Below are 22,128 nucleotides of genomic sequence, written 5' to 3'. Positions count from 1 at the left end.
TTAAAACTTTGGATAGGGTATGAGGTGATCAGACGTGAATCTATTAATGGCGACTTCCGAGGCGAATCCACTGGCTAAGACAGGAGGTCTGGCTGACGTTGCTGGCGCATTGCCAAAAGCACTGAAACAGCGAGGTGCTGATGTTAGACTCGTAATGCCGAAGTATGAGGAAATTCCGGATCACTATATTCAACAGTTTGAGAGAATTGCGGAGTTTCAAGTCAGCTTCGGATGGCGAAACCAATATTGCGGTTTGTTCAAGGCGGAAATCAACGGCGTTATTTATTACTTGATCGACAATGAGTTTTATTTCAGGCGCAAAGGACTCTACGGTTACGGAGACGACGCCGAGCGCTTCGTATTTTATTGTGTTGCCGTTATGGAGGCCGTCCGGTATATGGACTTCCAGCCGGATGTTGTCCATTGCCATGACTGGCAGACGGGTCTTATTCCTTTCTTGCTCCGTACGCGTTACGCGAATGATCCGGCTTGGGATGGCGTCAAGTCGGTATTTACGATCCATAACTTAATGTATCAAGGTGTCTTCGGCATGGAGCAAATCAAGGATCTGCTTGGTGCCGGAGACGAGTTGTTCACGGATGACAAGCTGGAGTTTCATGGTGCCGCAAACTGCTTGAAGGCCGGTCTTGTTTATGCGGACAAACTGACAACAGTTAGCGAAACATATGCGCGCGAAATTCAAAGCTGGGAGTATGGCGAACAGTTGGACGGACTGCTGCGTGCACGCTCCGCTGATTTAACGGGTATCGTCAACGGTATTGATACCGAATTGTTTGATCCGATGAACGATGATGCCCTACATACGCCTTACCGTTCGTCTATTGGCCGCAAGCGGAAAAACAAGCTGAGTTTGCAAGCGGAGCTGGGTCTTCCCGAGTCGGAAGACATTCCGTTGCTTGGCATTGTCAGCCGGCTAGTGGAATCCAAGGGACTTGATCTGATCACTTGGAAGCTTGAACAGCTTATGCAGGAAGACGTTCAACTGGTCGTACTCGGAGCGGGAGATTGGCATTTCGAGAACGCGATGAACCAGCTGGTCGCCCGTTACCCGAAGAAAGCTGCCGTCTGGCTTGGTTATAATGACCGCCTTGCAAGAAGGATCTATGCAGGCTCTGATATTTTCCTAATGCCGTCCCGGTTTGAACCATGCGGACTAAGCCAACTGCTCGCGCTTCGTTACCGTTCTATACCCGTTGTCCGGGAAACTGGCGGTCTAAAGGATACGGTCCAATCCTATAATGAAGAGACCGGGGAAGGTAACGGCTTCAGCTTTACCCATTATAATGCGGACGATTATTGGTATACCCTGAACCGGGCGCTCAGCTTTTACCGTGACGAAACGGCATGGCGCCGCATTGTGGATAATGCCGGAAAGGAAGATTACAGTTGGAGCCGTTCGGCTAAAGCATATATGGCCTTGTACGATCAACTTCTTGCTTCTAGAAAGGGGACAGAAAGATGGCCCGTCACCTTGTAATCGGCAATGGCAAGCTGCTGCTCAATTTGGATCAACACTGTTTTATTCGGGATATTTATTTTCCGTATGTCGGACAGCTTAACCATGTTGGCGGACACTATTGCCGGTTCGGGATCTGGATCGGAGGCGCATTTTCCTGGTTGGACGAGAAGGAATGGACATTCGAACTGAATTATATCGACGATGCCCTTGTGACGAATATTATTGCCAAGCATGAGGGACTAGGCGTCGAGCTTCATATCAACGACGGTATTCACCAGCGCGAATGCATCTACATTAAGCGGGTTGTTGTACGCAACAAGAGGAACGATAGCCGGGAAGCAAGACTGTTCTTCCATCAGGACCTGATGATTGAAGGTTCTGAGGTAGGGGATACGGCGGCCTTTTATCCGGAAAATAACACGATGTTCCACTATAAACGCTCAAACTATTTTATGTTTAGCGGCTGTACGGATGAAGGCGGCATAATGCAGTATTCCACCGGGGTCAAAAGGTTTCATTCTGCCGAAGGAACCTGGCGCGACGCGGAAGATGGCGTGCTTATGGGCAACACGATTGCCCAAGGCTCCGTTGACAGTACGATTGGTCTGCGCACTACCGTGCCGGCTAACGGCGAGAAGACGATGTATTACTGGATGTCCGTTGGAAAAAATCTGGAGGAGGTCAAGACGCTCCACAGGTATGTGAAGGATAACCATCCAGAGAAGCTGTTAAGCCGAATCGTGATTTACTGGAAGCATTGGCTGCAACGCGCCGAGACCGATCTGGGGGATTTGCCCAAAGAGGTTATCCGAATGTTCAAGAATAGCTTGCTGCTAGTCCGGACGCAGGTGGATGAGCGTGGTGCGATACTGGCGGCGAACGATACCGACATTTTGCAATATAATCGGGATCATTATAGCTATATGTGGCCGCGCGACGGAGCGCTTATTGCCGAAGCGATGTCTATGGCCGGTTATCAGAGCGTTATTGCTCCTTTTTTCCATTTCTGTGCGAATGCGCTCTCCCCGGAAGGATATCTGTACCATAAGTACAATCCGGATGGAACCGTGGGCTCCAGCTGGCATCCGTATATCGTGAAGGGGAGCCAGAGGATCCCGATTCAGGAGGATGAAACGGCGCTTGTCCTGTTCGCCTTATGGCAGGATTACTCGCGCAATCAGGTCATTGAGCTGCCTCAATCGCTCTATAGCAATCTGATTCGCAAAGCCGCTTCATTCCTAAGCGAATATATCGACCCTGAGCTGTCTCTTCCGAAGCCAAGCTACGATCTTTGGGAGGAGCGTTACGGTATCTGGACGTATACGGCGTCTTCCGTATATGCCGGTCTAATGGCGGGAGCTTTCTTTACGGAGCTGTTTGGCGATTACGAGCGGAGCGATCATTACCGCAACATGGCGCATACGATCAAAACCGGGATTCTAACCCATCTATGGGATGAAGAGACCGGCCGTTTCGCACGCGGGCTTGTTCAACGGGATAACCGCTGGGTGAAGGACATGACGCTGGAGAGCAGTTTGTTTGGATTGTGGGAGTTTGGCGTATTATCCGTTCATGACGAACGCGTCGTCAAAACGATGCATGCCATTAAGGACGGTCTGCGCGTCCGGACGAATATCGGCGGAATCGCCAGATATACGAACGATTATTATTTCCAGCAGACTGGCGAGATAGATCAAGTGCCGGGAAATCCATGGATCATCTGTACGTTATGGGTGGCCAACTACGAGATTGAAGCTGCGCAATCGCTGGCTGATCTTGATGGGCCTCGCCAAACCTTGGAGTGGGTCGTCGAGCACGCGTTGTCGAGCGGACTTCTTCCGGAGCAGCTTAATCCATACGATGGAACGCCATTATCCGTTGCTCCATTGACCTGGTCCCATGCGACCTTCGTGCAAAGCGTTAGCAAATATGCAGCCAAGTATAAAGCACTTATAGGCACTTAATCTGTCATAACAAGAACACGTTTTTTATGAAAAAAGCACTGCAGTTCACCCTTGCAGTGCTTTTTTTGCTCTTTACTTCAAAGCTTTGAAGCGTTCGCTTTTGCTCAGGCATTCCTACCTCTGAAATCTTAATTCAAGGAATCCCTGAGCAATGACGATCGGAAGAACATTAATTGCGCAGGTTGCCGTTTAACCTAAATAACAACGGGGGTGTCCCATCGTCATTTACATGACTTATGGGACACCCCCGTTTGTTGTGGCGTAAATGCCATATAAGAACGCGAGTACAAAGGCTCCCGTTCAAGACGTACTTGCAGCTGAATCGCTTAGAACCAGCTGCAAGTACGGAGAATAATGACAAGCAATACGAACAAAACAAGAATATAGGCAGCGCTATTGTTCCAGACTCCTTGAACCGGTGCGTAGCCCGTATTGGCACCTGCTACAGGGTATCCCATTGTTCATTCCTCCTGAGTCGTTGTTGTGATTCGATTCGGAATCACAAGACCAATATATGAGAGGAGTTTGCGGAGAAACTGGACATTTGTACCTGTGCAAATGGTTTTGATGAAATCGCCTAGGTGAGCTTAACGAGATGTGCTTCGTATTGTCTGATGTGCTTGATCCGGGATTCGGCGGTCGTTCTCATCGCATTTCCGGCAAGAAGGCTCGATGTGGAGCCTACTGCCGTTACATAGATGCAGCCAACATTTATGCGAGGGCAATGGTTAAATCTTCGAATACTAACGTCCTCGCCACTGTCTGCAACCGGGTCTACGAGACTTGGCAAAGGTCGGTTGAAGATGGGGTAGGATTCGAAATAAACGCTGCCAGCTTTCGTGTGGTCGATCGCGCGTTGAACGGCGAGAGCATTCAGTCTTGGCGTCGCTTCGGCTCGGTCTCCGAATTGAACGATGGCACCTAGCGATACGTCTACAACCGATACGAGACCAATTTGGGCAACGCGGATAGGATAATTCTGTTCCAGCAATGCAAGGGCCTCCTAACCGGCCATCGGAGATTCGCCAACCGCATCTTCTTCTCCTTCGGGAGTGGGAAGCGGGGCGATTGGGCCGGCAATGACAGATTCGGGCGGCGTATCAAACATGGAGTAAAGGGTGACATAATCGGAATCGCCGATTTGGAACATGGAGGCTGCCGACACCCCCAAAATTTCAATTGCACCCACGGTTAAACCGCAATTATGAACGGTGAAATTCACCATCGTGAGCATCTCCCGTCAGCTGTTGCTGCCATTTTTTAATTGCAGGACGTATCTTTGCATGGCTGCGTCGGCATCTCTAATCGTTTTGGATAAAATCATTTCTTTCCTCTGCTGCTCGGTCTGCGTCTCTCCGCTATCGGATTCCTGCTCTTCTGATTTCAGTTCCATATAGAAATGAATGCGGGAGGGCAACTGCTTCCGGATATCTTCCAGAACCATGCGTCGGTGGTAGGGATCAAGATCTACGCCGTATTCCGTCTCCAGGGCGATTAGCTTTTGCACGCCCTCAAGCGTCAAATAACGATCTGCTTTTGCCCGCACATCCGCATAAGGCTCGGACGGTGGCGTTAAGCCGGAGGCAGCGGCGGGATATACATTTGGTTTTTGCGGGGGAACGGACAACTGCTCGATATCCCCGTCTCCGTTAGGCATGCCGGGCGGCGTCATTCCGATATTTAATGTTCCTTCAAGCTTTTCGACTTTTAATTGGTCAAAATGATATTCCAGCTTCTCGATATGATAAGTAGGCTTGTTCTCCAGCTGCTTCAGCTGCTCGCTAAGAACAGCAAGCTGCTGCTCCAAGGAGTAGATTAACGTCTGCTGCAACTTCATCTTTGACTGAAGCTCAAGCGACCAAGCTTGCCATGGAGACAGCCCGTTGCCGGGCGGCTGCTGCTGCATGTTGACAGCCTCCTCTCTTTATGCGGGATCCGGAAGGGGGACTAGGGAGAGCGGGCTTTCTTCGCCAAGCTGCGGAGCAGGTCCCGTAAACCCTCCCGAATTGTACATTTGAGATAATGAACGGATCGATCCTGCGCTTCCGACCTGCAGGACCGAGCTATTGGAGACGCTGTTTACTCTAAGCTGCTGAATCGTAATCGTCTGATAGATCGTCCAATTCATATCCTACACCACGGTTTCCAGGTTGTTCTGAGAATTGTCTTGCACGTCCGGATCTAGCGTGTTGGTAGCGCTGACCGCGTTGTTCGAGTTGGCCAGGCTTCCCGTCAGGAACGAGCCGGAGCCTGCATAGGTTTTCGTCTGGCTGGACGGCGACACTTGGACGGTGTCTCCGAATTGAATAACGGCGCTTGAACCAACGCTAACTACTTTTACAAATCCAACAATAGAAGGCATCGTACTCACCCTTTTCCCTTTAAGCGTCTTGTATATTATCGTATGCGGCATTCGCCCAGAGGTTCCGCGGCCGGTGTGGATAGATGCCTATCATCCCCTGCAAGTAGCCGCCTAGCTTAAGCCAGCATATGTTGGAGAGAACGGCTGGAGGTGAACGGGAACGTGGATAACAAATGGGATGAACTCGAGAGATGGCTGGATGGCCAGCGTCTTCCGAAAGGCTTTGATGTCATGAAGGAGCCGGATTGGGTTGAGAAATTCGTCCGGAAAATGATGACCAAGTCGCTGCCGGCGGCAGCCAATTCCATACTGGATCAGGCGGAAGCAAACGAAGGGATTTCTTTTTTTGAAACCCATAATAACTTGCTTGTGAAGTTCCACCTTCCGCGTGAAACAAGCCGGGAAGATCTTCGCTTATACGTACGGGATGACCGGCTGCGGATCGAAGGACTTCCGAACAACCAGAAGGAAACCATCAAATTGCCAAAGCTTGTTAGGCCGACCATATGCCAGGCGGTTGTGAAAAATTATATTTTACAAGTGAAGCTTCGCAAAAGGCCGCGAGCCGGTACTTATTATGAAGCGGATATCCGATGGTTGAAAGGCCGCTAATTCAGGGCCTTGCCTGTCGGAATTTGTCATCAATTTTACCGATTGCGGTTGGCGAATGGATGGACAATCCCTTATAATGCTAATAGTATGTTCTTGCATTAATACATAGGGGAGTGTATGCAGTGACTTTAGTCGATGTCAGTGACATCTCAGCTTCATTATTCATTATTGGAGTCGTCTTTTTATTGCTTATCTTCGGGCTGCTTAGTCTTGGCATCCTGCGTATGTTCCAGCAGCGTTTCCGTTATGGATGGATTTGTTTTGTCGGGGCGATCGTCAGCTTTGTCGTTTTGATGATTATTTTGAACAAATGGTATTTATAGCGGGTAGATTGGAAGAGAAGCAGGGGGTATGCCCGGTATGATGTGGACGGCAATCTGGTTTGTCATTAATATGTTTTTTGTCGCTTCGGTAATCACGTTATTATTCATGCACCGGTTCGTGACGGAAGCCGCGCAGAATCCGGCAGGCGGAGAGCGGCTGGCAACGGCGAAAAAAAGGCGTAAAGCGGTTTCCGTTATAAGTGTTCTGTTATTTCTGGCTATGTGCGCAAGTTTTTTGATCAACATGCGGCTCAACGGTTAATCCTTGCCCGAAAGACTCTCATTGACGAGAGTCTTTTTTTTCGGCATTATGAATAGAAAGACACTTTATTGTCGGAGGTTCTTTCATTGCATACAATTGAAGAAATAATACAAAGAATGGCCGGACAAGGTCTTCGCATCACGGATCAGCGCAAATCGCTGGCCAAATTATTCGCGGAGACGCCGGGTTACTTGGCACCTAAGGAAGTTTATGAATATATGGGCAAATCCTATACGGGTCTTAGCTTTGATACGGTATACCGCAATTTGCGGGTGATGGAGGAGCTGAACGTCATCGAGCAAGTCATATTTGAAGATGGCGTAAAGTTTAAATTGCATTGCAGGGAAAACGAGCATCATCATCACATGATCTGTCTGCAATGCGGCCATACGTATCCGATTACGTTTTGTCCGATGGAGCAGACGGCCGTTCCGGATGATTTCCGAGTGGTGAAGCATAAATTCGAAGTGTTCGGCTACTGTAAGGACTGCATTCAAGAAGAGTCGGCCACCGGAGCAAACTGATGGCCCAAAGCCGCACAGCTGTCCGAGTATTGAAGGCACCGGTCGTTTTTTACCGCAAGGTCATCTCGCCGCTGACACCGCCAACCTGCCGTTATTATCCGACTTGCTCGGCTTATGCGCTTGAAGCGTTGGAGAAACACGGGGCGCTGAAAGGCTCCTGGCTGGCAGCCAAACGAATTGCACGCTGTCATCCGTTTCATCCGGGAGGCTACGATCCTGTTCCGCCAGTGGATGGCGACAAGAGCGGAGAAGGTACGGCTGCTCCTTGACAACGTAGCTCCCAATTGGTTATATTTTGTCATATAAGCATATATTCGATGAACGGATAAGTACGATGAAGATGCCATAACAGAGAGCCGGGCAAAGCGCTGGAAGCCGGTATGGATAAACATCGGAAGATGGTCCCGGAGAATCCGTTTCCGAGCCTCCTTGATGAGGTAAGGAGATGGCGCGAAGCTGGCGTTAACAGCTCAGCCGCCCCGCAAGGCGGCACACGAAGCTGCTGTGCTTCTTCACCAGAAGGGTGAGCGCAGCGGGAATTTGGGTGGTACCGCGTGAGTGATCGTAACTCTCGTCCCATGTTGGACGGGAGTTTTTTGCGTTCAAAAATGATGAAATTTGAAGTTGGAGGAATGGACAATGGGTAACGATAACAAAACCTTTTATATTACGACCCCGATTTATTATCCGAGCGACAAGCTCCATATCGGTCATGCGTATACGACGGTGGCCGGGGACGCAATGGCGCGTTACAAGCGGCTTCGCGGTTATGACGTATGGTATTTGACCGGTACAGACGAGCATGGCCAGAAGATTGAACGCAACGCCAAGGACAAAAATAAAACCCCTCAACAATTTGTCGACGATATTGTTGTTGGCATCAAAGAGCTGTGGTCGAAGCTGGAAATCTCGAACAATGATTTCATTCGTACGACAGAACCGCGCCATAAAGAAGCGGTGGAGAAAATTTTTGCCCAATTGCTGAAGCAGGACGATATCTATAAAGGGGAATACGAAGGCTGGTATTGCACGCCATGCGAATCGTTCTTCCTCGAGCGCCAGCTGGTCAACGGCAACTGCCCGGATTGCGGACGCCCGGTTGAGCTGGTGAAGGAAGAGAGCTATTTCTTCCGGATGAGCAAATACGCAGACCGTCTGCTTAAGCATTATGAGGACAATCCGGAGTTCATTCAACCGGAATCGCGCAAGAATGAAATGATCAACAACTTTATTAAGCCAGGTCTAGAGGACCTCGCGGTATCGCGTACAACGTTTGACTGGGGAGTAAAAGTTCCAGGCGATCCGAAACACGTGATTTATGTATGGATTGATGCGTTGTCCAACTATATTACAGCATTGGGCTACGGGGCTGAGGGCAATAACAGCGATCTGTACGATCGCTTCTGGCCGGCCGATGTTCATCTTGTCGGCAAAGAAATCGTCCGCTTCCATACGATCTATTGGCCAATCATGTTAATGGCGCTGGGACTGCCGCTGCCGAAGAAAGTATTTGCACACGGCTGGCTTTTGATGAAGGATGGCAAAATGTCGAAATCGAAAGGGAATGTCGTAGATCCGGTAACATTGATCGACCGTTACGGTCTGGATGCCGTTCGTTATTATCTGCTCCGGGAAGTACCTTTTGGATCTGACGGAACTTTCACGCCGGAGAACTTTGTTGACCGGATCAACTTTGATCTGGCCAATGACCTCGGCAATCTGCTGAACCGTACGGTGGCGATGATTGATAAATATTTCGGCGGCGAAATCCCGGCTTACGGCGGTAATGTGACGGCATTTGACGAGTCGCTGCAAGTGCTTGCGGCAGATACGGTTCGACAAGTGGAAGCGTCTATGGAAACGATGGAGTTCTCGGTTGCTCTCGCTGCAATCTGGCAATTCGTTAGCCGTACGAATAAATATATTGACGAGACTTCGCCTTGGGCGCTTGCCAAGGATGAAGCGAAGCAAAGTGAATTAGCTTCCGTTATGTACCACCTTGCGGAATCGCTGCGGATGATTTCGATTCTTCTTCAACCGTTCCTGACGCATGCTCCGCGGGAGCTGTGGCGCCAGCTAGGTTTGGAAGAAGGCGAACTGACCACTTGGGAAAGCACGAATCGCTTTGGCCAGCTGCCAGGCGGCACGCGCGTCAGCAAAGGCGCACCTGTCTTCCCGCGGCTTGATGCGGCGGAAGAGGTAGCTTATATTGCCGGTGCTATGGGCGGCGGAGCTGCCGCTAAGGCGGAAGCTGCTGCACCTGCGGAGCAAACGGCACCAGCGTCTGCTCCTGCGGTCGAAACGAAGGAAGAAATCGGCATTGAGGATTTCGGCAAAGTTGAGCTTCGCGTTGCGCAGGTTATTGCTGCCGAGCCGGTTGCGAAAGCCGATAAGCTGCTTAAGCTCCAGTTGGACCTTGGTTATGAGCAACGCCAAGTCGTGTCGGGCATTGCGAAGTTTTACACGCCGGAGCAAATGGTTGGCCGCAAAGTCATTTGCGTAACTAACCTGAAGCCGGTGAAGCTTCGCGGCGAATTGTCGCAAGGCATGATTCTGGCGGCATCGCACGGTGATCAATTAACATTGGCGACGGTACCTGAAGATATGCCTAACGGCGCAATCGTGAAGTAAATAACCACACAAGAGAACCGCCCGGATCCTTAAATCCGCGGCGGTTCTCTTGTGTATCCACGTATGCCGGGGTACAAGCGTGTGAATAGTAGATAATAGTTTTTTGTTGACAGGGTCAGAACCCGCTCGTATAATCTAAAACGTAATAGTAACGATTACTAAGAAGAGGTTGATTGGAGATTATACGAATGCGATATACTAGAAATTTAAGCTTGCTGGTGATAGCGGTGACCGTCTTGCTGGCAGCTTGCGGGAATAACTCGGGCAAAACGCTTGTGGAGGGCAAGACGAATGTCGTAACTAGCTTTTATCCGCTCTATTATTTGGCTTCAGAAATCGGAGGCGACAACGTCAATGTCGTCAATCTGATCCCGGCCGGGGTGGAGCCGCATGACTGGACGCCAAAAAGCCAAGATTTAACGATAGCTTCAAAAGCGCAGCTTTTTCTATATAACGGTGCCGGTCTTGAAGGTTGGACCGACGATTTTTTGAAAGGTTTGCCTAAAAATAACGGTTTGATCGCAGCTGAAATGAGCGCGGGAATTAACCTGATTCACGGTAATCCCGAGGATGAGGAAGAACACTCGGATGAAGAACATAATCATGACCACGATCTTGACGTAGATCCGCATACTTGGGTCAGTCCAAAGTCTGCCATTATTATGGCCGGCAATGTGAAAGACAGCTTGGTTCAGGCCGATGCGGCGCATAAGGATGAGTTTGAAGCCAATTATAACGAGCTGGTTGCCAAACTTGAGGCATTGGACCAAGAGTTCGAAGCCAAAATTTCGGCAGCGCCCCATAAATCGATTGTTGTATCCCACCAGGCATTTGGTTATCTGGCGAGAGATTATGGTCTGAAGCAAATTGCCATTACGGGCCTTTCGCCGGATGCGGAACCGCGTGCTCAAGATTTGCTTAAAGTTGCGAAGTTTGTGAAATCCGAAGGCATTAAATATATATACTTTGAAGAGCTGGTCTCTCCGGATTTGGCTAAAACGATTGCGAGCGAGACAAAGACAAAGCTGCTCGTTCTTAATCCGATCGAAGGTCTGACGCCAAAGCAGGAAAAAGCAGGCGAAGATTACGTTAGCCTGATGAAGCAAAATCTGCAAAACTTATTAACCGGATTACAGGCATAACCAGAATCAATATGCAAAAGAGATGAGGGCAACGATGCAAAATAACAGTTGTCACCAAGATATTATTACCCTTGAGAACGTTTCTTTCTCGTATCAGAATCAAGCGGTTCACTCAGGGCTTAATTTCTCGGTGAAAGAGAGAGACTTTATTGGACTTATCGGTTCCAACGGAGCGGGCAAAACAACCTTGCTGCGCATGATTGTGGGGCTGCTTAAACCGGATAGCGGTACGATTCGTTTGTTCGGCCAGCCCGTTTCCCAATTCAAGGACTGGGACCGGATCGGTTACGTGCCGCAAAAAAATTCCTTTAACCCTTTATTCCCGGCAACCGTCCGGGAAGTCGTCTTATCCGGCTTATATACCCGGAATAAATTGTTCCGCAAAATTACGAAAGCGGATCAGAAGAAATGCGACGATGCGCTGCATGCGATGAACATCGAGGATTTGGCTATGAAGCGGATCGGCCAATTGTCCGGCGGACAACAACAGCGCGTGTTTCTCGCCAGGGCATTAATTAATAATCCATCGCTTCTCATTCTGGATGAACCGACGGTTGGGATTGATTCCGAGACGCAAGAAGGTTTCTTCCATATGATCAAGCATATGCATCAGCATCATAATATTACGTTTCTAATGGTATCTCACGATATGGAGATGATCCGTTCTTATCTCGGACAACAGCCAGCCATCGAAAGCGGCAAGTTAAAATTTTATAAGAAACACTCCCATGAGCTTCAGGATTGCGTGGAGAATGATTTAACCCATAGCTTGCGGGAACTTCGTCATCAAATGGAAAGTAAAAGAGAGGTCGTTACGGTTGGAGATATTAGCTAGCGAGTTTTTTCAGCGCGCGTTGATTGGCGGCGTATTGATCGGGATCACTGCGCCGCTTATCGGTATTTTTCTGGTGCTGCGCCGTTTATCGATGATTGGGGATACGTTGTCCCATGTATCCATTGCGGGGGTAGCATTAGGATTTCTGATCGGCGTATATCCGGTCGCGGTAGGACTGTTGTTTGCGATAATCGCATCGTTCTTTATCGAGAAGTTGCGGAAGACGTACAAAACGTACGCTGAGCTGTCTATTGCCATCATTATGTCGGGCGGCGTTGCGCTGGCTTCGATTATGTTTACGATGGGCAGAGGTTACAACGTAAATGTGAACGGCTATTTATTCGGTAGTATTCTTACCCTCGATAACGTGGATTTGATTACGATTGCGGTCGTAACCATCGTCGTGCTCGTAGCCATCATCTCTCAACAGAAAGAGCTGTTCCTGCTCACGTTTGACGAGGATGCGGCGGCTGTAAGCGGCTTGCCCGTTCGGTTCTATAATGTTATGATTAGCGTGCTTACTGCACTTGTGATTAGCGCGTCTATTAAAATCGTAGGAGCATTGCTTGTCTCGGCATTGCTGACGATACCCGCAGCCTGCAGCCTGATAATAGCCCGCAGCTTCCGTCAGAGCGTCATTACCGTTGTCGTGATCGGCGAGCTTGCTGTCGTCCTTGGGTTGATGCTTGCAGGGGTGTGGAACCTTGCTCCGGGCGGTACAATCGTTTTATTATTGATTGCGATTATGCTTGTTCTTATGCTGCTTAAACGTGGTATGAAGATGGGTAGTTAAACTTCGAACTTCGACCGGGGTGTTTAGTTTTGGATAACATTAACGTATGGCTGGCGTTCGGCGCCGGCTTTGCTTCATTTATCTCGCCTTGCTGCCTGCCTTTATATCCTTCATATTTATCTTACATAACCGGCATTTCCGTTAGTGATTTGAAGAATAATAACCACACGTCCCAGATGAGAGTGAGGACAATGTCCCACACCTTGTTTTTCATATTGGGATTTTGTACGGTCTATTACACGCTTGGATACGGTTCCAATGTATTTGCGGAGTTTTTCAGCCAATACGAGGATCTTATCCGCAAATTGTCCGCGATATTGATTGTATTGATGGGTTTGTTTCTTGCCGGAATCTTTCAGCCGCAGGCACTGATGAAGGAGCGTCGGTTCCATTTTGATCCGACCAAAAAAACAGGCTATCTCGGCTCCTTTATTTTTGGAGTTGGCTTCTCCGCAGGATGGACGCCATGTATTGGACCTGCATTAACCGCGATTTTAGCTTTGGCGGCGTCTAAGCCGGGAACCTGGTTCCAGCTTACGACTTCGTATGCCCTTGGTTTTGCGATTCCGTTTTTCCTGTTGGCCTTTTTCCTCGGTTCGGCCCGTTGGCTGCTGAGATATTCGTCGATCGTCATGCGGATTGGCGGGGGCGTTATGGTACTGATGGGGATTTTGCTATTTACCGATCAAATGACGAAAATTACCATTTGGTTGAACCAAGTGACGCCTGCTTTTATGAAGTTTTAATGGAGAAACGCGGTCAAATCGGCTTGCAGTGGCATTAAAAATCGTTGTATGATACTAAGAGTAACGCCAGAGACAAGGTGTAGAATGCAAGGTTAGGGGGTTCTTCTTAAATTGCCGACTCCGAGCATGGAAGACTATTTGGAACGTATTTATAAACTTATTGACGAAAAGGGCTATGCGCGCGTTTCGGATATAGCTGAAGGGCTTGAGGTGCATCCTTCATCTGTCACAAAGATGATTCAAAAGCTGGACAAAGATAATTATCTGATCTATGAGAAGTACCGGGGACTTGTTCTGACAAGCAAAGGGAAAAAGATGGGCAAACGGCTCGTTGACCGCCATCATCTGCTTGAATCTTTCCTGACGATTATCGGCGTGCAGGAAGAGAACATCTACCGCGACGTGGAAGGTATTGAGCATCATTTAAGCTGGGATTCGATCACATGCATCGAGACATTGGTCGAATACTTTAACCGTGAGCCCGCTCGTTTGGACGAGCTTAGAGGGATCCGGACTGAATTAGAAACGGAATGAAAAGCTCGCCGCTTGCGGCGGGCTTTTTTAGTTGTCTTGCTGTTTGGCCGGAGGGGCTGCTTGGGGCACGGGGTACCTCCTTCGGCCGCGGTTGCCTTTCTTTTGCCTCGAATGGAGTTGTTGAGGTGGCAAAAGAAAGACAAAGGCGGACGCTCCGCTCCTCAGGAGGTACCCCGTGCCCCGGCGCCGTCTTCTCTGGCTGTGGCAAGACAACTCCAAAAACCCGCCGCGAGACCGGCGGGCTTTTGGAGGGAGGGCCGCTCGGGCTGAGCCGAATCGTGGGCTAGGAGCATGGGGATCTTGGCTTTTGGCCACTGTTGTCCGGGGATTGCTTGAATAAGCTGCTGCATAGGTTGCAATCCCCGGACAAAGGCGGACGCTCCGCTCCTGCAGGAGATCTCCATGCTCCGGCGCCTCATCGGCTGCCGCTCAAATCGAAACCCCGAAACCCCGAAACCCCGAAACCCCGAAACCCCGAAACCCCGAAACCCGCGGCTAAACCTGCGGGCTCATTATCAAAGACCTAGAACATCCCAGATCATCTCCCTGATCTCTGGTACTCTCTTTTCTTCGAACGAAGGATGGGACTTGAACCACCGAACATTAAGCGGTGACGGATGGGGGAGTACAATGGCCGGTTTGCCATTAAACTGCGAGTCTCGAAAGACCAAATCTTCAAAACTCTCTTTCGGGAACAAATATTTTGCTGCGCGAGCGCCAATGATGATATAGAGATCGTTGTCCACCATTACTATTTCTTTGGCCAGCCATTTATTCGCACAGGCGAGTGGAGGAGGATTGTCCCCGCCTTTGGGATGTTTGCCCGGGAAGCAATGGGCTAATCCCGTCATATAGAAATTATTTTCATCGTAGAAAATATCGTCTGTGATCTCATACCATTGGTATTTTAATTTAGCTCCAGAAGGGTCGTTAAACGGCAAGCCGCTCTCATGCACCTTCTTGGACGGCGCTTGACCGATTTGCATAATTTTGGAGTTGGCCGTCCCGCGAAAGATAGGATGGGGAGTGAATCCGAATTTCTGCCTGCAATCTTGACACAAACTTATTTGTTCTTTTAGTTCATGAAAACTCATGCCTTAGTCTCCGATGTCTTTATTTTCTTCTAGTTTAAACGACTTTGCTTATTTCGGATACTGTTGCATGTAGACAATTCTACCTGGCATATATTCTTCTGATGGAAGCGATATGAGCACTGCTTCCGTTGTCCGGAGGATGCGGAAGTGAAAATTAATGCGGTGTTCGAAGGTGGAGGAGTAAAGGGCATATCGCTGGCTGGCGCGGTGAGAGCGGCGGAAATGCAGGGCATTAAATTTGAACAGGTGGCTGGTACGTCGAGCGGCGCTATTATTGCGACATTGCTGGCTGCCAATTACAGCGGTCTGGAGATTAAACGAATTGTAGAAAACACGCCATTTACGTCGTTTCTGAAACGTTCGTTCATATTCAATATGAAAGTCATTAGTCCTGCGTTGCGTTTGCTCGTCAAGAAAGGGCTTTACAGCGGCGAAGCGTTCGAATATTGGGTTTCAAGCCTGCTTGAGGCGAAGGGGATCAGAACGTTTGGGGATTTGCCGGACTGCAAGCTCCGTATCGTCGCTTCGGATATTACAAATGGAAGACTGCTTGTTTTGCCGGAGGATATCAAGATTTACGGCATGGATCCAAAAAAGTTTAGTATTGCCAGAGCGGTAAGGATGAGCGCAAGCATTCCGTATTTTTTCGATCCGGTAATTGTCCGTTATTCCAAGCTGCTGTCTTCTACGAATACGGCAACGGAAAAGCCAAAGCTGCAGCAAGCTTATATTGTTGACGGAGGGCTCTTGAGCAATTTTCCGCTATGGTTATTTGACCGGGAGCAGGCCGGCAGGGAAAATCCGGTTCCGACGGTCGGCTTCCAAATGGTCGGTAAAAACAACAACGAACCGCATGAAATACGCGGTCCGTTGTCTATGCTTGAAGCGATATTCGAGACGATGATGCAGGCTCATGATGAGCGGTACATTAAGAAGTATGCCCGTGACCGGACGGTCAAAATTCCAACCTTAGGCGTTCGGACAACACAGTTTCATTTGCCGGAAGGGATGGTGGAGCTGCTGTTTCAATCCGGCTTTCGGGCAGCGAATCAATTTTTCGAAGGATTTCGCCATTAATGGTATTTCGGCAGATCATCATCATCTTTGCCGCCATCAATAACCCGGAACGGTGCCCGGCGGGATTTCGGCTTCTGCCGGGGAGTCGTTTTTGTTTGTTTTACATAAGGCTGCTGCCTGACCCGCACGCGGGTACCCCAAGTGTTAGGCGGATATTTATACAACAGGAATATGGCGCCTAGAACGATGATAGGGATTAGAAACGAAGTAAGGTGCTGTCCGATTCCGTATAAAATCCCGATGGCCAAAAGGGTCAGCACGATGATAGACGATGCGTTCCATCTCCGCGGCATAATATCACCTGTCCTTTATGTTGAATGGATTAAGCTTTTACGCTAATTTCTTTGTCGAGCTCGCGCATCCGGTTGAAGGATGCGATCGATACGGCTACTTGATCATCCTTAGGTTCTTTGGTTGTAAGCAGTTGAAGCCACAATCCAGGGTAGCCCAGGTAGCGCAATACGGGAACATCACGCAATGCGTTTGTCCAGCGGAGCACTTCGTAAGAGATCCCGAGCGTTACGGGAAGAAGCAGAATGCGGATGTAGACACGCTCCCAAATCGTATCCCAGTCAAAGATCGGAAGGGAATAAATGATAACCCCCACGATAACCGTAAAAATGATAAAGCTGCTGCCGCAGCGGTAATGCAGCCTGCTGTACTTTTGCACATTGCCGACGGTTAATTCTTCGCCTGCTTCATATGCGCTGATTACTTTGTGTTCCGCGCCATGATATTGGAAAAGCCGTTTAATAAGCGGCGTCAATGACATGAGATACAAATAAACAAGCAGTATGATCAGTTTAATAAGTCCTTCTAATAGGTTATGACCAACTTTGTTCTCGAATACATTCTGAAACAGCAAACTTTCAAGAGCTGCCGGGGCAGCGGTGAGAAGAAGCTTGCCGAATATGAACGAGATAACGCCTGCAGCCGCAACGCCAACAATCATGCCAAGGCTCCAGCCGGACTTCTCTTTTTTCTGGGCGGCTGCTTTTTCCTCTTCGGACATGTCCGAAGTCTCGTCCTCCGCATAAGCCTCCATGGAGAAGTTCAAATGTTGAGAGCCCTTGGCGCTGGAATCGATGATTCCAACAACGCCTCTCACAAGAGGGATTCTCTTAAGCGATTGAACCCATCGCTTCGTCGTGCGCGGCACCTCGTAAAATACAATTTCATCGTTTTTCCGGCGTACAGCGGTTACATTCACATGCTTGCCGGCAAACATAACGCCTTCGATTACAGCTTGTCCGCCGTAAATGCTTGTAGGGTTCTGAGACAAGAGCTTGTCACCTTCCTTAATAGTATCGTCCCGATCAGGTGACGAAAGGTATAAATCTATTGTACTTGATCAGTTGTAGATTTGCCACAGCCATCATCTTGGTTATCCGCGGAGCTAACGTTGCATACTAGGAGTAGGTTCCAAACGGATCATGAATGGAGGCATAACAATGGCAGCATCTCAGGCAAAAGAAGGTCAAACCAAACCAAACAGCAGGCAATATAAAGGGGAACATCATACCAATCCATGGTTATTTAGCAGCGTGATTGGCTTTTTTGCGGGCATGATCTGGGGGATCGTCCGCTGGCTGTTTTTTGAAATGAAGTTTACGCTCGAGCTTCCCGGGTTTATTGTCGATCCTTTTTTCAAATCTTCTTTTTTGAAAACGGGCTGGGGATACGTGGTCGGAATTGCTTTTTACGTCGTTTTTTCTATTCTTGCGGCAATGCTGTATAAAGTGCTGCTCGGGAAATTAAGAGGACCATGGCCAGGTATATTGTATGGCCTCGGGTGGTGGCTGATCTTGTTCGTATTGCTCGGTCCTATTACCGGAATGTCCCGCCAGATTACGGTTGCTGGCTGGAACACGCTGTTTTCCGAACTGTGCATTTTCCTCTTATGGGGACTATTTATCGGGTATTCCATCGCCTTCGAATTTACGGACGAAGCGTCGCGGGAGCCGATTGGCGCACATTAAAGCAGTTGCGACTTCTCAAGAAGCGGTTAGTTGTGGTAAAATGGCTAATGATCTTTGGCTAGGTGCAAGATTTCCGCTGATTGGGAGGTGCGAAATTGCTTAGAATTGTTGTTTTGAACGGGCCTAACTTAAATATGCTTGGCGTACGTGAGCCAGGCGTGTACGGCACAGAAACATTGGCTCAGATCGAAGCGAAATTGCAAGAGCAAGCCTTGCAGCTCGGCGTGGAGTTGGAGTTTTTCCAATCCAATCACGAGGGCGCTTTAATAGACCGGATACATAGTTCATTCGGGCAAGCGGATGGCATACTCATTAATCCGGGTGCGTTAACGCATTACAGCTATGCGCTGAGAGATGCGTTAAGCACGGTAGCTCTTCCGGTTGTAGAGGTGCATCTGTCCAATATACATAAACGCGAATCATTCCGTCATGTATCGGTCATTGCTCCGGTGGCGATTGGTCAAATCGCCGGCTTTGGCGGTCAAAGCTATGAGCTTGGACTTGCAGCGCTTGTTGCAAAGCTTCAAAATGGTGTTGCGTGAAAGGGGAGCATAACATGTCACTCGAGAGAGTAAATCGGCTGAGAGAAGTAATGGCCGAACAAGGCCTCGAAGCGATCATTATCGGGAGCGAGCATAACCGGCGGTATCTTAGCGGGTTTACGGGATCATCCGGAACGGTAGTGATCACGCCGCAAGACCAGGTTTTGTTTACGGATTTCCGTTATATGACGCAGGCACCGCAGCAGGCGGCATCTTTCCAAATCATTGAACACGGTCCGAAAGCGATTGCGAATATCCGCGATTTTCTGGCAGGCAAAGGAATTCGAAGGGCGGCATTTGAACAGGATCAGGTCGTGTACAGCCAATATGCGGCCTGGAGTGAAGACCTTGGCGATATTAAGCTGGTGCCGGTAGCCGGACTTGTCGAGAAGCTGCGGATGATCAAGGACGATGCCGAGCTGCAAATTATGCAGGAAGCGGCTGATTTGGCCGATGCAACGTTCCAGCATATCCAGTCATTCATTAAGCCAGGCGTGAAGGAAAGCGAAATCGCTCTTGAGATGGAGATGTTTATGCGCAAAAACGGCGCAACTTCTTCGTCCTTTGACACGATTGTCGCGTCCGGAGAACGGTCTGCTTTGCCGCATGGCGTGGCTAGCGAGCGCGTTATTGGCAATAATGAGTTTGTAAAGCTTGATTTTGGCGCTTATTACAAAGGATATTGTTCCGACCTTACCCGTACGGTCGTTGTGGGGACGCCAACCGATAAGCACCGCGAGATTTACGGTATCGTGCTGGAAGCACAACTTCATGCGCTGGAACAGATTCGTCCGGGTATGACTGGGCATGAAGCCGATGCGCTTACGCGCGATATTATTACGAAATACGGCTATGGCGATAACTTTGGCCACAGCACCGGGCACGGACTGGGAATGGAAATTCACGAATATCCGCGCCTCGCACGAAACAGCGATACGATTTTAACCCCCGGAATGACTGTGACGGTTGAACCAGGCATCTACCTCCCCGGCTTTGGCGGAGTGCGGATTGAAGACGATATCGTCATCACGGAGTCCGGTATTAAAATATTAACCTCATCCCCGAAACAATTGATAACTCTGGGTTAAGGACTATTAAAGCAGCTATTTCAGGAGGGAATTTGAAGTGACAGTTTCAGTTAACGATTTCAAAACAGGCTTGACCGTCGAAGTTGACGGCGATATTTTCTCGGTTACCGAGTTCCAACACGTAAAACCAGGTAAAGGCGCGGCATTCGTACGCTCCAAGCTGAGAAACCTCCGTAACGGCAACGTTGTGGAAAAAACATTCCGCGCAGGCGAAACAATCGGCCGCGCGATCATCGAGAACCGTGCAGTTCAATACTTGTACAACTCCGGCGATGAGTACACATTCATGGATAACGAGACTTATGACCAATTTGGTCTGGACTACAAACAACTCGAGTGGGAACTGAACTTCCTGAAAGAGAACATGACTGTTAACATCTCCAGCTACCAAGGCGAAATCATCGGTATTCAAATGCCAAACAGCGTTGATCTGAAAGTTGTTGAAACAGATGCTGCCGTTAAAGGCAATACGGCGCAAGGCGCGACGAAGAATGCTAAGGTTGAAACTGGCCTGAACGTTCAAGTACCATTGTTCATCAACGAAGGCGATGTGCTCCTGATCGATACTCGCGAAGGCAAATACATCTCCCGCGCATAGATAATACAAGACAAGCCGTTCGAATCATGGATTCGGGCGGCTTTTTATTTTTCGACAAAATCAGTGGGCGGATATACCCAGACAAGCCGAAATTGTGCTATACTATTGACTTGTATGTTATATGTCAAGGTTGGGAGTGAATCAGCTTTGTCGTTGATAGTGATGAAGTTTGGCGGAAGCTCGGTAGGATCGCCGGAGCGGATGCAGCGTGTTGCAAAGCGGATTATAGACAGCAGTTCGGCGGGTAACCGCGTTGTGGTTGTCGTATCCGCAATGGGAGATACAACGGATGATTTAATTGATCAGTCTAAGCAACTGAATCCAAACCCGCCTGCGCGGGAAATGGATATGTTGCTGACGACAGGTGAACAAATATCGGTTGCACTATTGTCGATGACGATTCACCAGCTCGGCCACAATGCGGTTTCGTTGACAGGCTGGCAAGCTGGCATTCGGACGGAAGCAGTACACAGCAAGGCGAAGATTACAGATATTCGTCCTGATCGTTTGTTCAAAGAATTGGATGCGGGCAATGTGGTTATCGTAGCGGGCTTCCAAGGCATGACGGAAGACGGCGACATCACAACGCTTGGACGCGGCGGATCGGATACGACAGCCGTAGCGCTTGCCGCAGCCATTCAAGCGGATGTGTGCGAAATTTACACAGATGTTGACGGGATTTATTCGACAGACCCGCGCGTCGTGAAATGCGCTCGCAAATTGAATGAAATTTCGTATGACGAAATGCTGGAGCTGGCGCATTTGGGAGCTGCCGTTCTTCACCCGCGCGCGGTGGAATACGCAAAGCATAACAATGTGAAGCTTGTTGTACGTTCCAGCTTTACGCAAAACGAAGGTACAAGTGTGAAGGAGGAAGCGGTCATGGAGCAAGGTGTAGTTGTACGCGGTATCGCTTTTGACAAAAATGTAGCAAGAATCAGCATTCTCGGCGTTGAGGATGTACCGGGCGTACTCGCCAAAGTATTTGGTTCCCTTGCGAATAACGGCATTGATGTTGACGTTATCGTGCAAAGCGGTGTTAAAGACGGTAAAGCGGATTTCTCCTTCACTGTTTCCGGTGATGATATTGCGCGTGCCGTTGAAGTAATTAGCGGCAACCGCGACCAAGTGCCTTTCAACGAAGTGACTTCGGAAGACAATCTTGTGAAGGTATCGATCGTTGGCGCGGGAATGGTTAGCAATCCTGGAGTAGCTGCAACGATGTTTGCCGCAATCTCGGAGCTGGGCGTTAGCATTAAGATGGTTAGCACATCCGAAATCAAAGTTTCATGCATTATCGCGGCTGAGCCTCTGCAGGACGTTGTACGCGCCCTTCATACGGCTTATGGTCTGGACACAGCTGAGCAAGTATTCGTCGGCGGACCTCAAGACCGCCGTTAATAAGTTTTGATCATAAAAAATGGCCGTGCAGGTTAGCTGCACGGCTTTTTTTTCGGCCCTTCCACAATAAACGGCGATCTATTTGACAGGTTAAATCCAAACGGAGCGTTGAATGATTCTGTAGAAGTGATAACGTTCGCT

At 49.1% G+C, this 22,128-nt stretch carries 28 protein-coding genes; 19 read left to right on the top strand and 9 right to left on the bottom strand.

Features of this window, described 5'->3' with window-relative positions; genetic code table 11:
- Nucleotides 1-34 precede the first annotated feature (34 nt).
- Both glgA and QQK89_RS17425 read left to right on the top strand, forming a co-directional pair.
- Nucleotides 35-1,498, top strand: coding sequence for a glycogen synthase GlgA (glgA, locus tag QQK89_RS17430; protein WP_284239911.1), 1,464 nt, complete (start codon nucleotides 35-37; stop codon nucleotides 1,496-1,498).
- Complete coding sequence (locus QQK89_RS17425; protein ID WP_284239910.1) at nucleotides 1,480-3,444, top strand: glycoside hydrolase family 15 protein; 1,965 nt, start codon at nucleotides 1,480-1,482, stop codon at nucleotides 3,442-3,444. The genes glgA and QQK89_RS17425 overlap by 19 nt, the downstream gene beginning before the upstream one ends.
- 326 nt (nucleotides 3,445-3,770) lie before the next feature.
- Here QQK89_RS17425 and QQK89_RS17420 read toward each other — a convergent pair whose 3' ends face one another.
- The 6 genes from QQK89_RS17420 to QQK89_RS17395 all read right to left on the bottom strand — a co-directional run bounded on the left by QQK89_RS17420 (nucleotide 3,771) and on the right by QQK89_RS17395 (nucleotide 5,806).
- Nucleotides 3,771-3,902: a sporulation protein YjcZ gene (locus tag QQK89_RS17420; RefSeq protein ID WP_284239909.1), complete on the bottom strand. Its 132-nt coding sequence runs from the start codon at nucleotides 3,900-3,902 to the stop codon at nucleotides 3,771-3,773.
- Between the two features lie 119 nt (nucleotides 3,903-4,021).
- On the bottom strand, nucleotides 4,022-4,435 hold the full coding sequence (locus QQK89_RS17415) for a spore germination protein GerPE (protein ID WP_284239908.1): 414 nt from the start codon (nucleotides 4,433-4,435) through the stop codon (nucleotides 4,022-4,024).
- Nucleotides 4,436-4,447: 12 nt separating this feature from the next.
- Complete coding sequence (locus QQK89_RS17410) at nucleotides 4,448-4,669, bottom strand: hypothetical protein (protein ID WP_434481708.1); 222 nt, start codon at nucleotides 4,667-4,669, stop codon at nucleotides 4,448-4,450.
- A 15-nt stretch (nucleotides 4,670-4,684) separates the two neighbouring features.
- A complete protein-coding gene (gerPC, locus tag QQK89_RS17405) occupies nucleotides 4,685-5,350 on the bottom strand; it encodes a spore germination protein GerPC (protein ID WP_284239907.1) in 666 nt (221 codons plus the stop codon).
- A gap of 18 nt (nucleotides 5,351-5,368) precedes the next feature.
- A complete protein-coding gene (locus QQK89_RS17400) occupies nucleotides 5,369-5,572 on the bottom strand; it encodes a spore germination protein GerPB (RefSeq protein ID WP_132304456.1) in 204 nt (67 codons plus the stop codon).
- A 3-nt stretch (nucleotides 5,573-5,575) separates the two neighbouring features.
- Entirely contained in the window at nucleotides 5,576-5,806 is a 231-nt protein-coding gene (locus QQK89_RS17395; protein WP_284239906.1) for a spore germination protein, read from the bottom strand.
- Nucleotides 5,807-5,968: 162 nt separating this feature from the next.
- Here QQK89_RS17395 and QQK89_RS17390 point away from each other — a divergent pair, with 162 nt between their 5' ends.
- The 11 genes from QQK89_RS17390 to mntR all read left to right on the top strand — a co-directional run bounded on the left by QQK89_RS17390 (nucleotide 5,969) and on the right by mntR (nucleotide 14,208).
- Complete coding sequence (locus tag QQK89_RS17390) at nucleotides 5,969-6,418, top strand: Hsp20/alpha crystallin family protein (protein WP_284239905.1); 450 nt, start codon at nucleotides 5,969-5,971, stop codon at nucleotides 6,416-6,418.
- Between the two features lie 122 nt (nucleotides 6,419-6,540).
- On the top strand, nucleotides 6,541-6,741 hold the full coding sequence (locus QQK89_RS17385; protein WP_284239904.1) for a hypothetical protein: 201 nt from the start codon (nucleotides 6,541-6,543) through the stop codon (nucleotides 6,739-6,741).
- A gap of 37 nt (nucleotides 6,742-6,778) precedes the next feature.
- The gene (locus QQK89_RS17380; RefSeq protein WP_284239903.1) at nucleotides 6,779-7,003 is read left to right on the top strand and encodes a hypothetical protein; all 225 of its coding nucleotides are present in this window, start codon (nucleotides 6,779-6,781) and stop codon (nucleotides 7,001-7,003) included.
- A gap of 86 nt (nucleotides 7,004-7,089) precedes the next feature.
- The gene (locus tag QQK89_RS17375) at nucleotides 7,090-7,527 is read left to right on the top strand and encodes a Fur family transcriptional regulator (RefSeq protein ID WP_284239902.1); all 438 of its coding nucleotides are present in this window, start codon (nucleotides 7,090-7,092) and stop codon (nucleotides 7,525-7,527) included.
- Entirely contained in the window at nucleotides 7,527-7,796 is a 270-nt protein-coding gene (gene yidD / locus QQK89_RS17370) for a membrane protein insertion efficiency factor YidD (RefSeq protein WP_284239901.1), read from the top strand. Before QQK89_RS17375 ends, yidD begins: the two co-directional genes overlap by 1 nt.
- Before the next feature lie 370 nt (nucleotides 7,797-8,166).
- Nucleotides 8,167-10,158 (top strand): methionine--tRNA ligase, encoded by a 1,992-nt coding sequence (gene metG, locus QQK89_RS17365; protein ID WP_284239900.1) that lies wholly within the window; start codon nucleotides 8,167-8,169, stop codon nucleotides 10,156-10,158.
- Nucleotides 10,159-10,346: 188 nt separating this feature from the next.
- The gene (locus QQK89_RS17360) at nucleotides 10,347-11,300 is read left to right on the top strand and encodes a metal ABC transporter solute-binding protein, Zn/Mn family (RefSeq protein ID WP_284239899.1); all 954 of its coding nucleotides are present in this window, start codon (nucleotides 10,347-10,349) and stop codon (nucleotides 11,298-11,300) included.
- Nucleotides 11,301-11,334: 34 nt separating this feature from the next.
- Nucleotides 11,335-12,135, top strand: a complete 801-nt coding sequence (locus QQK89_RS17355) for a metal ABC transporter ATP-binding protein (protein ID WP_284239898.1) — start codon at nucleotides 11,335-11,337, stop codon at nucleotides 12,133-12,135.
- Complete coding sequence (locus QQK89_RS17350; RefSeq protein ID WP_284239897.1) at nucleotides 12,119-12,928, top strand: metal ABC transporter permease; 810 nt, start codon at nucleotides 12,119-12,121, stop codon at nucleotides 12,926-12,928. The genes QQK89_RS17355 and QQK89_RS17350 overlap by 17 nt, the downstream gene beginning before the upstream one ends.
- Nucleotides 12,929-12,957: 29 nt before the next feature.
- Nucleotides 12,958-13,674, top strand: a complete 717-nt coding sequence (locus QQK89_RS17345; protein WP_284239896.1) for a cytochrome c biogenesis CcdA family protein — start codon at nucleotides 12,958-12,960, stop codon at nucleotides 13,672-13,674.
- Between the two features lie 111 nt (nucleotides 13,675-13,785).
- Nucleotides 13,786-14,208 (top strand): transcriptional regulator MntR, encoded by a 423-nt coding sequence (gene mntR, locus QQK89_RS17340; RefSeq protein WP_284239895.1) that lies wholly within the window; start codon nucleotides 13,786-13,788, stop codon nucleotides 14,206-14,208.
- 515 nt (nucleotides 14,209-14,723) lie between these two features.
- Here mntR and QQK89_RS17335 read toward each other — a convergent pair.
- A complete protein-coding gene (locus tag QQK89_RS17335; protein WP_284239894.1) occupies nucleotides 14,724-15,302 on the bottom strand; it encodes a uracil-DNA glycosylase family protein in 579 nt (192 codons plus the stop codon).
- A gap of 147 nt (nucleotides 15,303-15,449) precedes the next feature.
- Between QQK89_RS17335 and QQK89_RS17330 the strand changes: the two genes are divergently transcribed.
- A complete protein-coding gene (locus QQK89_RS17330; RefSeq protein WP_284239893.1) occupies nucleotides 15,450-16,379 on the top strand; it encodes a patatin-like phospholipase family protein in 930 nt (309 codons plus the stop codon).
- On the opposite strand, the gene QQK89_RS17325 is transcribed toward QQK89_RS17330, so the two are convergent.
- Nucleotides 16,376-16,672: a hypothetical protein gene (locus QQK89_RS17325; RefSeq protein WP_284239892.1), complete on the bottom strand. Its 297-nt coding sequence runs from the start codon at nucleotides 16,670-16,672 to the stop codon at nucleotides 16,376-16,378. The two genes, QQK89_RS17330 and QQK89_RS17325, sit on opposite strands and share 4 nt — an antisense overlap.
- Before the next feature lie 29 nt (nucleotides 16,673-16,701).
- On the bottom strand, nucleotides 16,702-17,607 hold the full coding sequence (locus tag QQK89_RS17320; RefSeq protein ID WP_434481718.1) for a DUF1385 domain-containing protein: 906 nt from the start codon (nucleotides 17,605-17,607) through the stop codon (nucleotides 16,702-16,704).
- 223 nt (nucleotides 17,608-17,830) lie between these two features.
- On the opposite strand from QQK89_RS17320, the gene QQK89_RS17315 reads away from it, so the two are divergent.
- From QQK89_RS17315 to QQK89_RS17295, 5 genes are all read left to right on the top strand, one after another.
- Nucleotides 17,831-18,358 carry a YqhR family membrane protein gene (locus QQK89_RS17315; protein WP_284239890.1) on the top strand — a complete coding sequence of 176 codons (528 nt, stop codon included), beginning with the start codon at nucleotides 17,831-17,833 and terminating at the stop codon, nucleotides 18,356-18,358.
- A gap of 95 nt (nucleotides 18,359-18,453) precedes the next feature.
- A complete protein-coding gene (gene aroQ, locus QQK89_RS17310; RefSeq protein ID WP_284239889.1) occupies nucleotides 18,454-18,900 on the top strand; it encodes a type II 3-dehydroquinate dehydratase in 447 nt (148 codons plus the stop codon).
- Nucleotides 18,901-18,914: 14 nt separating this feature from the next.
- The gene (locus tag QQK89_RS17305) at nucleotides 18,915-19,988 is read left to right on the top strand and encodes a M24 family metallopeptidase (RefSeq protein WP_284239888.1); all 1,074 of its coding nucleotides are present in this window, start codon (nucleotides 18,915-18,917) and stop codon (nucleotides 19,986-19,988) included.
- 37 nt (nucleotides 19,989-20,025) lie between these two features.
- Nucleotides 20,026-20,586 (top strand): elongation factor P, encoded by a 561-nt coding sequence (gene efp, locus QQK89_RS17300; RefSeq protein WP_284239887.1) that lies wholly within the window; start codon nucleotides 20,026-20,028, stop codon nucleotides 20,584-20,586.
- Between the two features lie 147 nt (nucleotides 20,587-20,733).
- Nucleotides 20,734-21,987, top strand: a complete 1,254-nt coding sequence (locus QQK89_RS17295) for an aspartate kinase (protein WP_284239886.1) — start codon at nucleotides 20,734-20,736, stop codon at nucleotides 21,985-21,987.
- The last annotated feature ends 141 nt before the right edge of the window (nucleotides 21,988-22,128 follow it).

It is taken from the genome of Paenibacillus glycanilyticus (genome assembly GCF_030161375.1).
GTDB lineage: Bacteria > Bacillota > Bacilli > Paenibacillales > Paenibacillaceae > Pristimantibacillus > Pristimantibacillus glycanilyticus_B.
This window is presented reverse-complemented; position numbering and strand designations above follow the sequence as displayed.

Excerpts from the sequence above, each read along its gene's own strand:
- yidD (WP_284239901.1), top strand. The coding sequence starts at position 7,527 with ATGGCCCAAAGCCGCACAGCTGTCCGAGTATTGAAGGCACCGGTCGTT.
- QQK89_RS17335 (WP_284239894.1), bottom strand. The coding sequence starts at position 15,302 with ATGAGTTTTCATGAACTAAAAGAACAAATAAGTTTGTGTCAAGATTGC.
- QQK89_RS17395 (WP_284239906.1), bottom strand. The coding sequence starts at position 5,806 with ATGCCTTCTATTGTTGGATTTGTAAAAGTAGTTAGCGTTGGTTCAAGC.
- QQK89_RS17315 (WP_284239890.1), top strand. The coding sequence starts at position 17,831 with ATGGCAGCATCTCAGGCAAAAGAAGGTCAAACCAAACCAAACAGCAGG.
- QQK89_RS17420 (WP_284239909.1), bottom strand. The coding sequence starts at position 3,902 with ATGGGATACCCTGTAGCAGGTGCCAATACGGGCTACGCACCGGTTCAA.
- metG (WP_284239900.1), top strand. The coding sequence starts at position 8,167 with ATGGGTAACGATAACAAAACCTTTTATATTACGACCCCGATTTATTAT.
- QQK89_RS17425 (WP_284239910.1), top strand. The coding sequence starts at position 1,480 with ATGGCCCGTCACCTTGTAATCGGCAATGGCAAGCTGCTGCTCAATTTG.
- QQK89_RS17305 (WP_284239888.1), top strand. The coding sequence starts at position 18,915 with ATGTCACTCGAGAGAGTAAATCGGCTGAGAGAAGTAATGGCCGAACAA.
- QQK89_RS17380 (WP_284239903.1), top strand. The coding sequence starts at position 6,779 with ATGATGTGGACGGCAATCTGGTTTGTCATTAATATGTTTTTTGTCGCT.
- QQK89_RS17410 (WP_434481708.1), bottom strand. The coding sequence starts at position 4,669 with ATGGTGAATTTCACCGTTCATAATTGCGGTTTAACCGTGGGTGCAATT.
- QQK89_RS17400 (WP_132304456.1), bottom strand. The coding sequence starts at position 5,572 with ATGAATTGGACGATCTATCAGACGATTACGATTCAGCAGCTTAGAGTA.
- QQK89_RS17355 (WP_284239898.1), top strand. The coding sequence starts at position 11,335 with ATGCAAAATAACAGTTGTCACCAAGATATTATTACCCTTGAGAACGTT.
- QQK89_RS17320 (WP_434481718.1), bottom strand. The coding sequence starts at position 17,607 with ATGTTTGCCGGCAAGCATGTGAATGTAACCGCTGTACGCCGGAAAAAC.
- QQK89_RS17325 (WP_284239892.1), bottom strand. The coding sequence starts at position 16,672 with ATGCCGCGGAGATGGAACGCATCGTCTATCATCGTGCTGACCCTTTTG.
- QQK89_RS17360 (WP_284239899.1), top strand. The coding sequence starts at position 10,347 with ATGCGATATACTAGAAATTTAAGCTTGCTGGTGATAGCGGTGACCGTC.
- gerPC (WP_284239907.1), bottom strand. The coding sequence starts at position 5,350 with ATGCAGCAGCAGCCGCCCGGCAACGGGCTGTCTCCATGGCAAGCTTGG.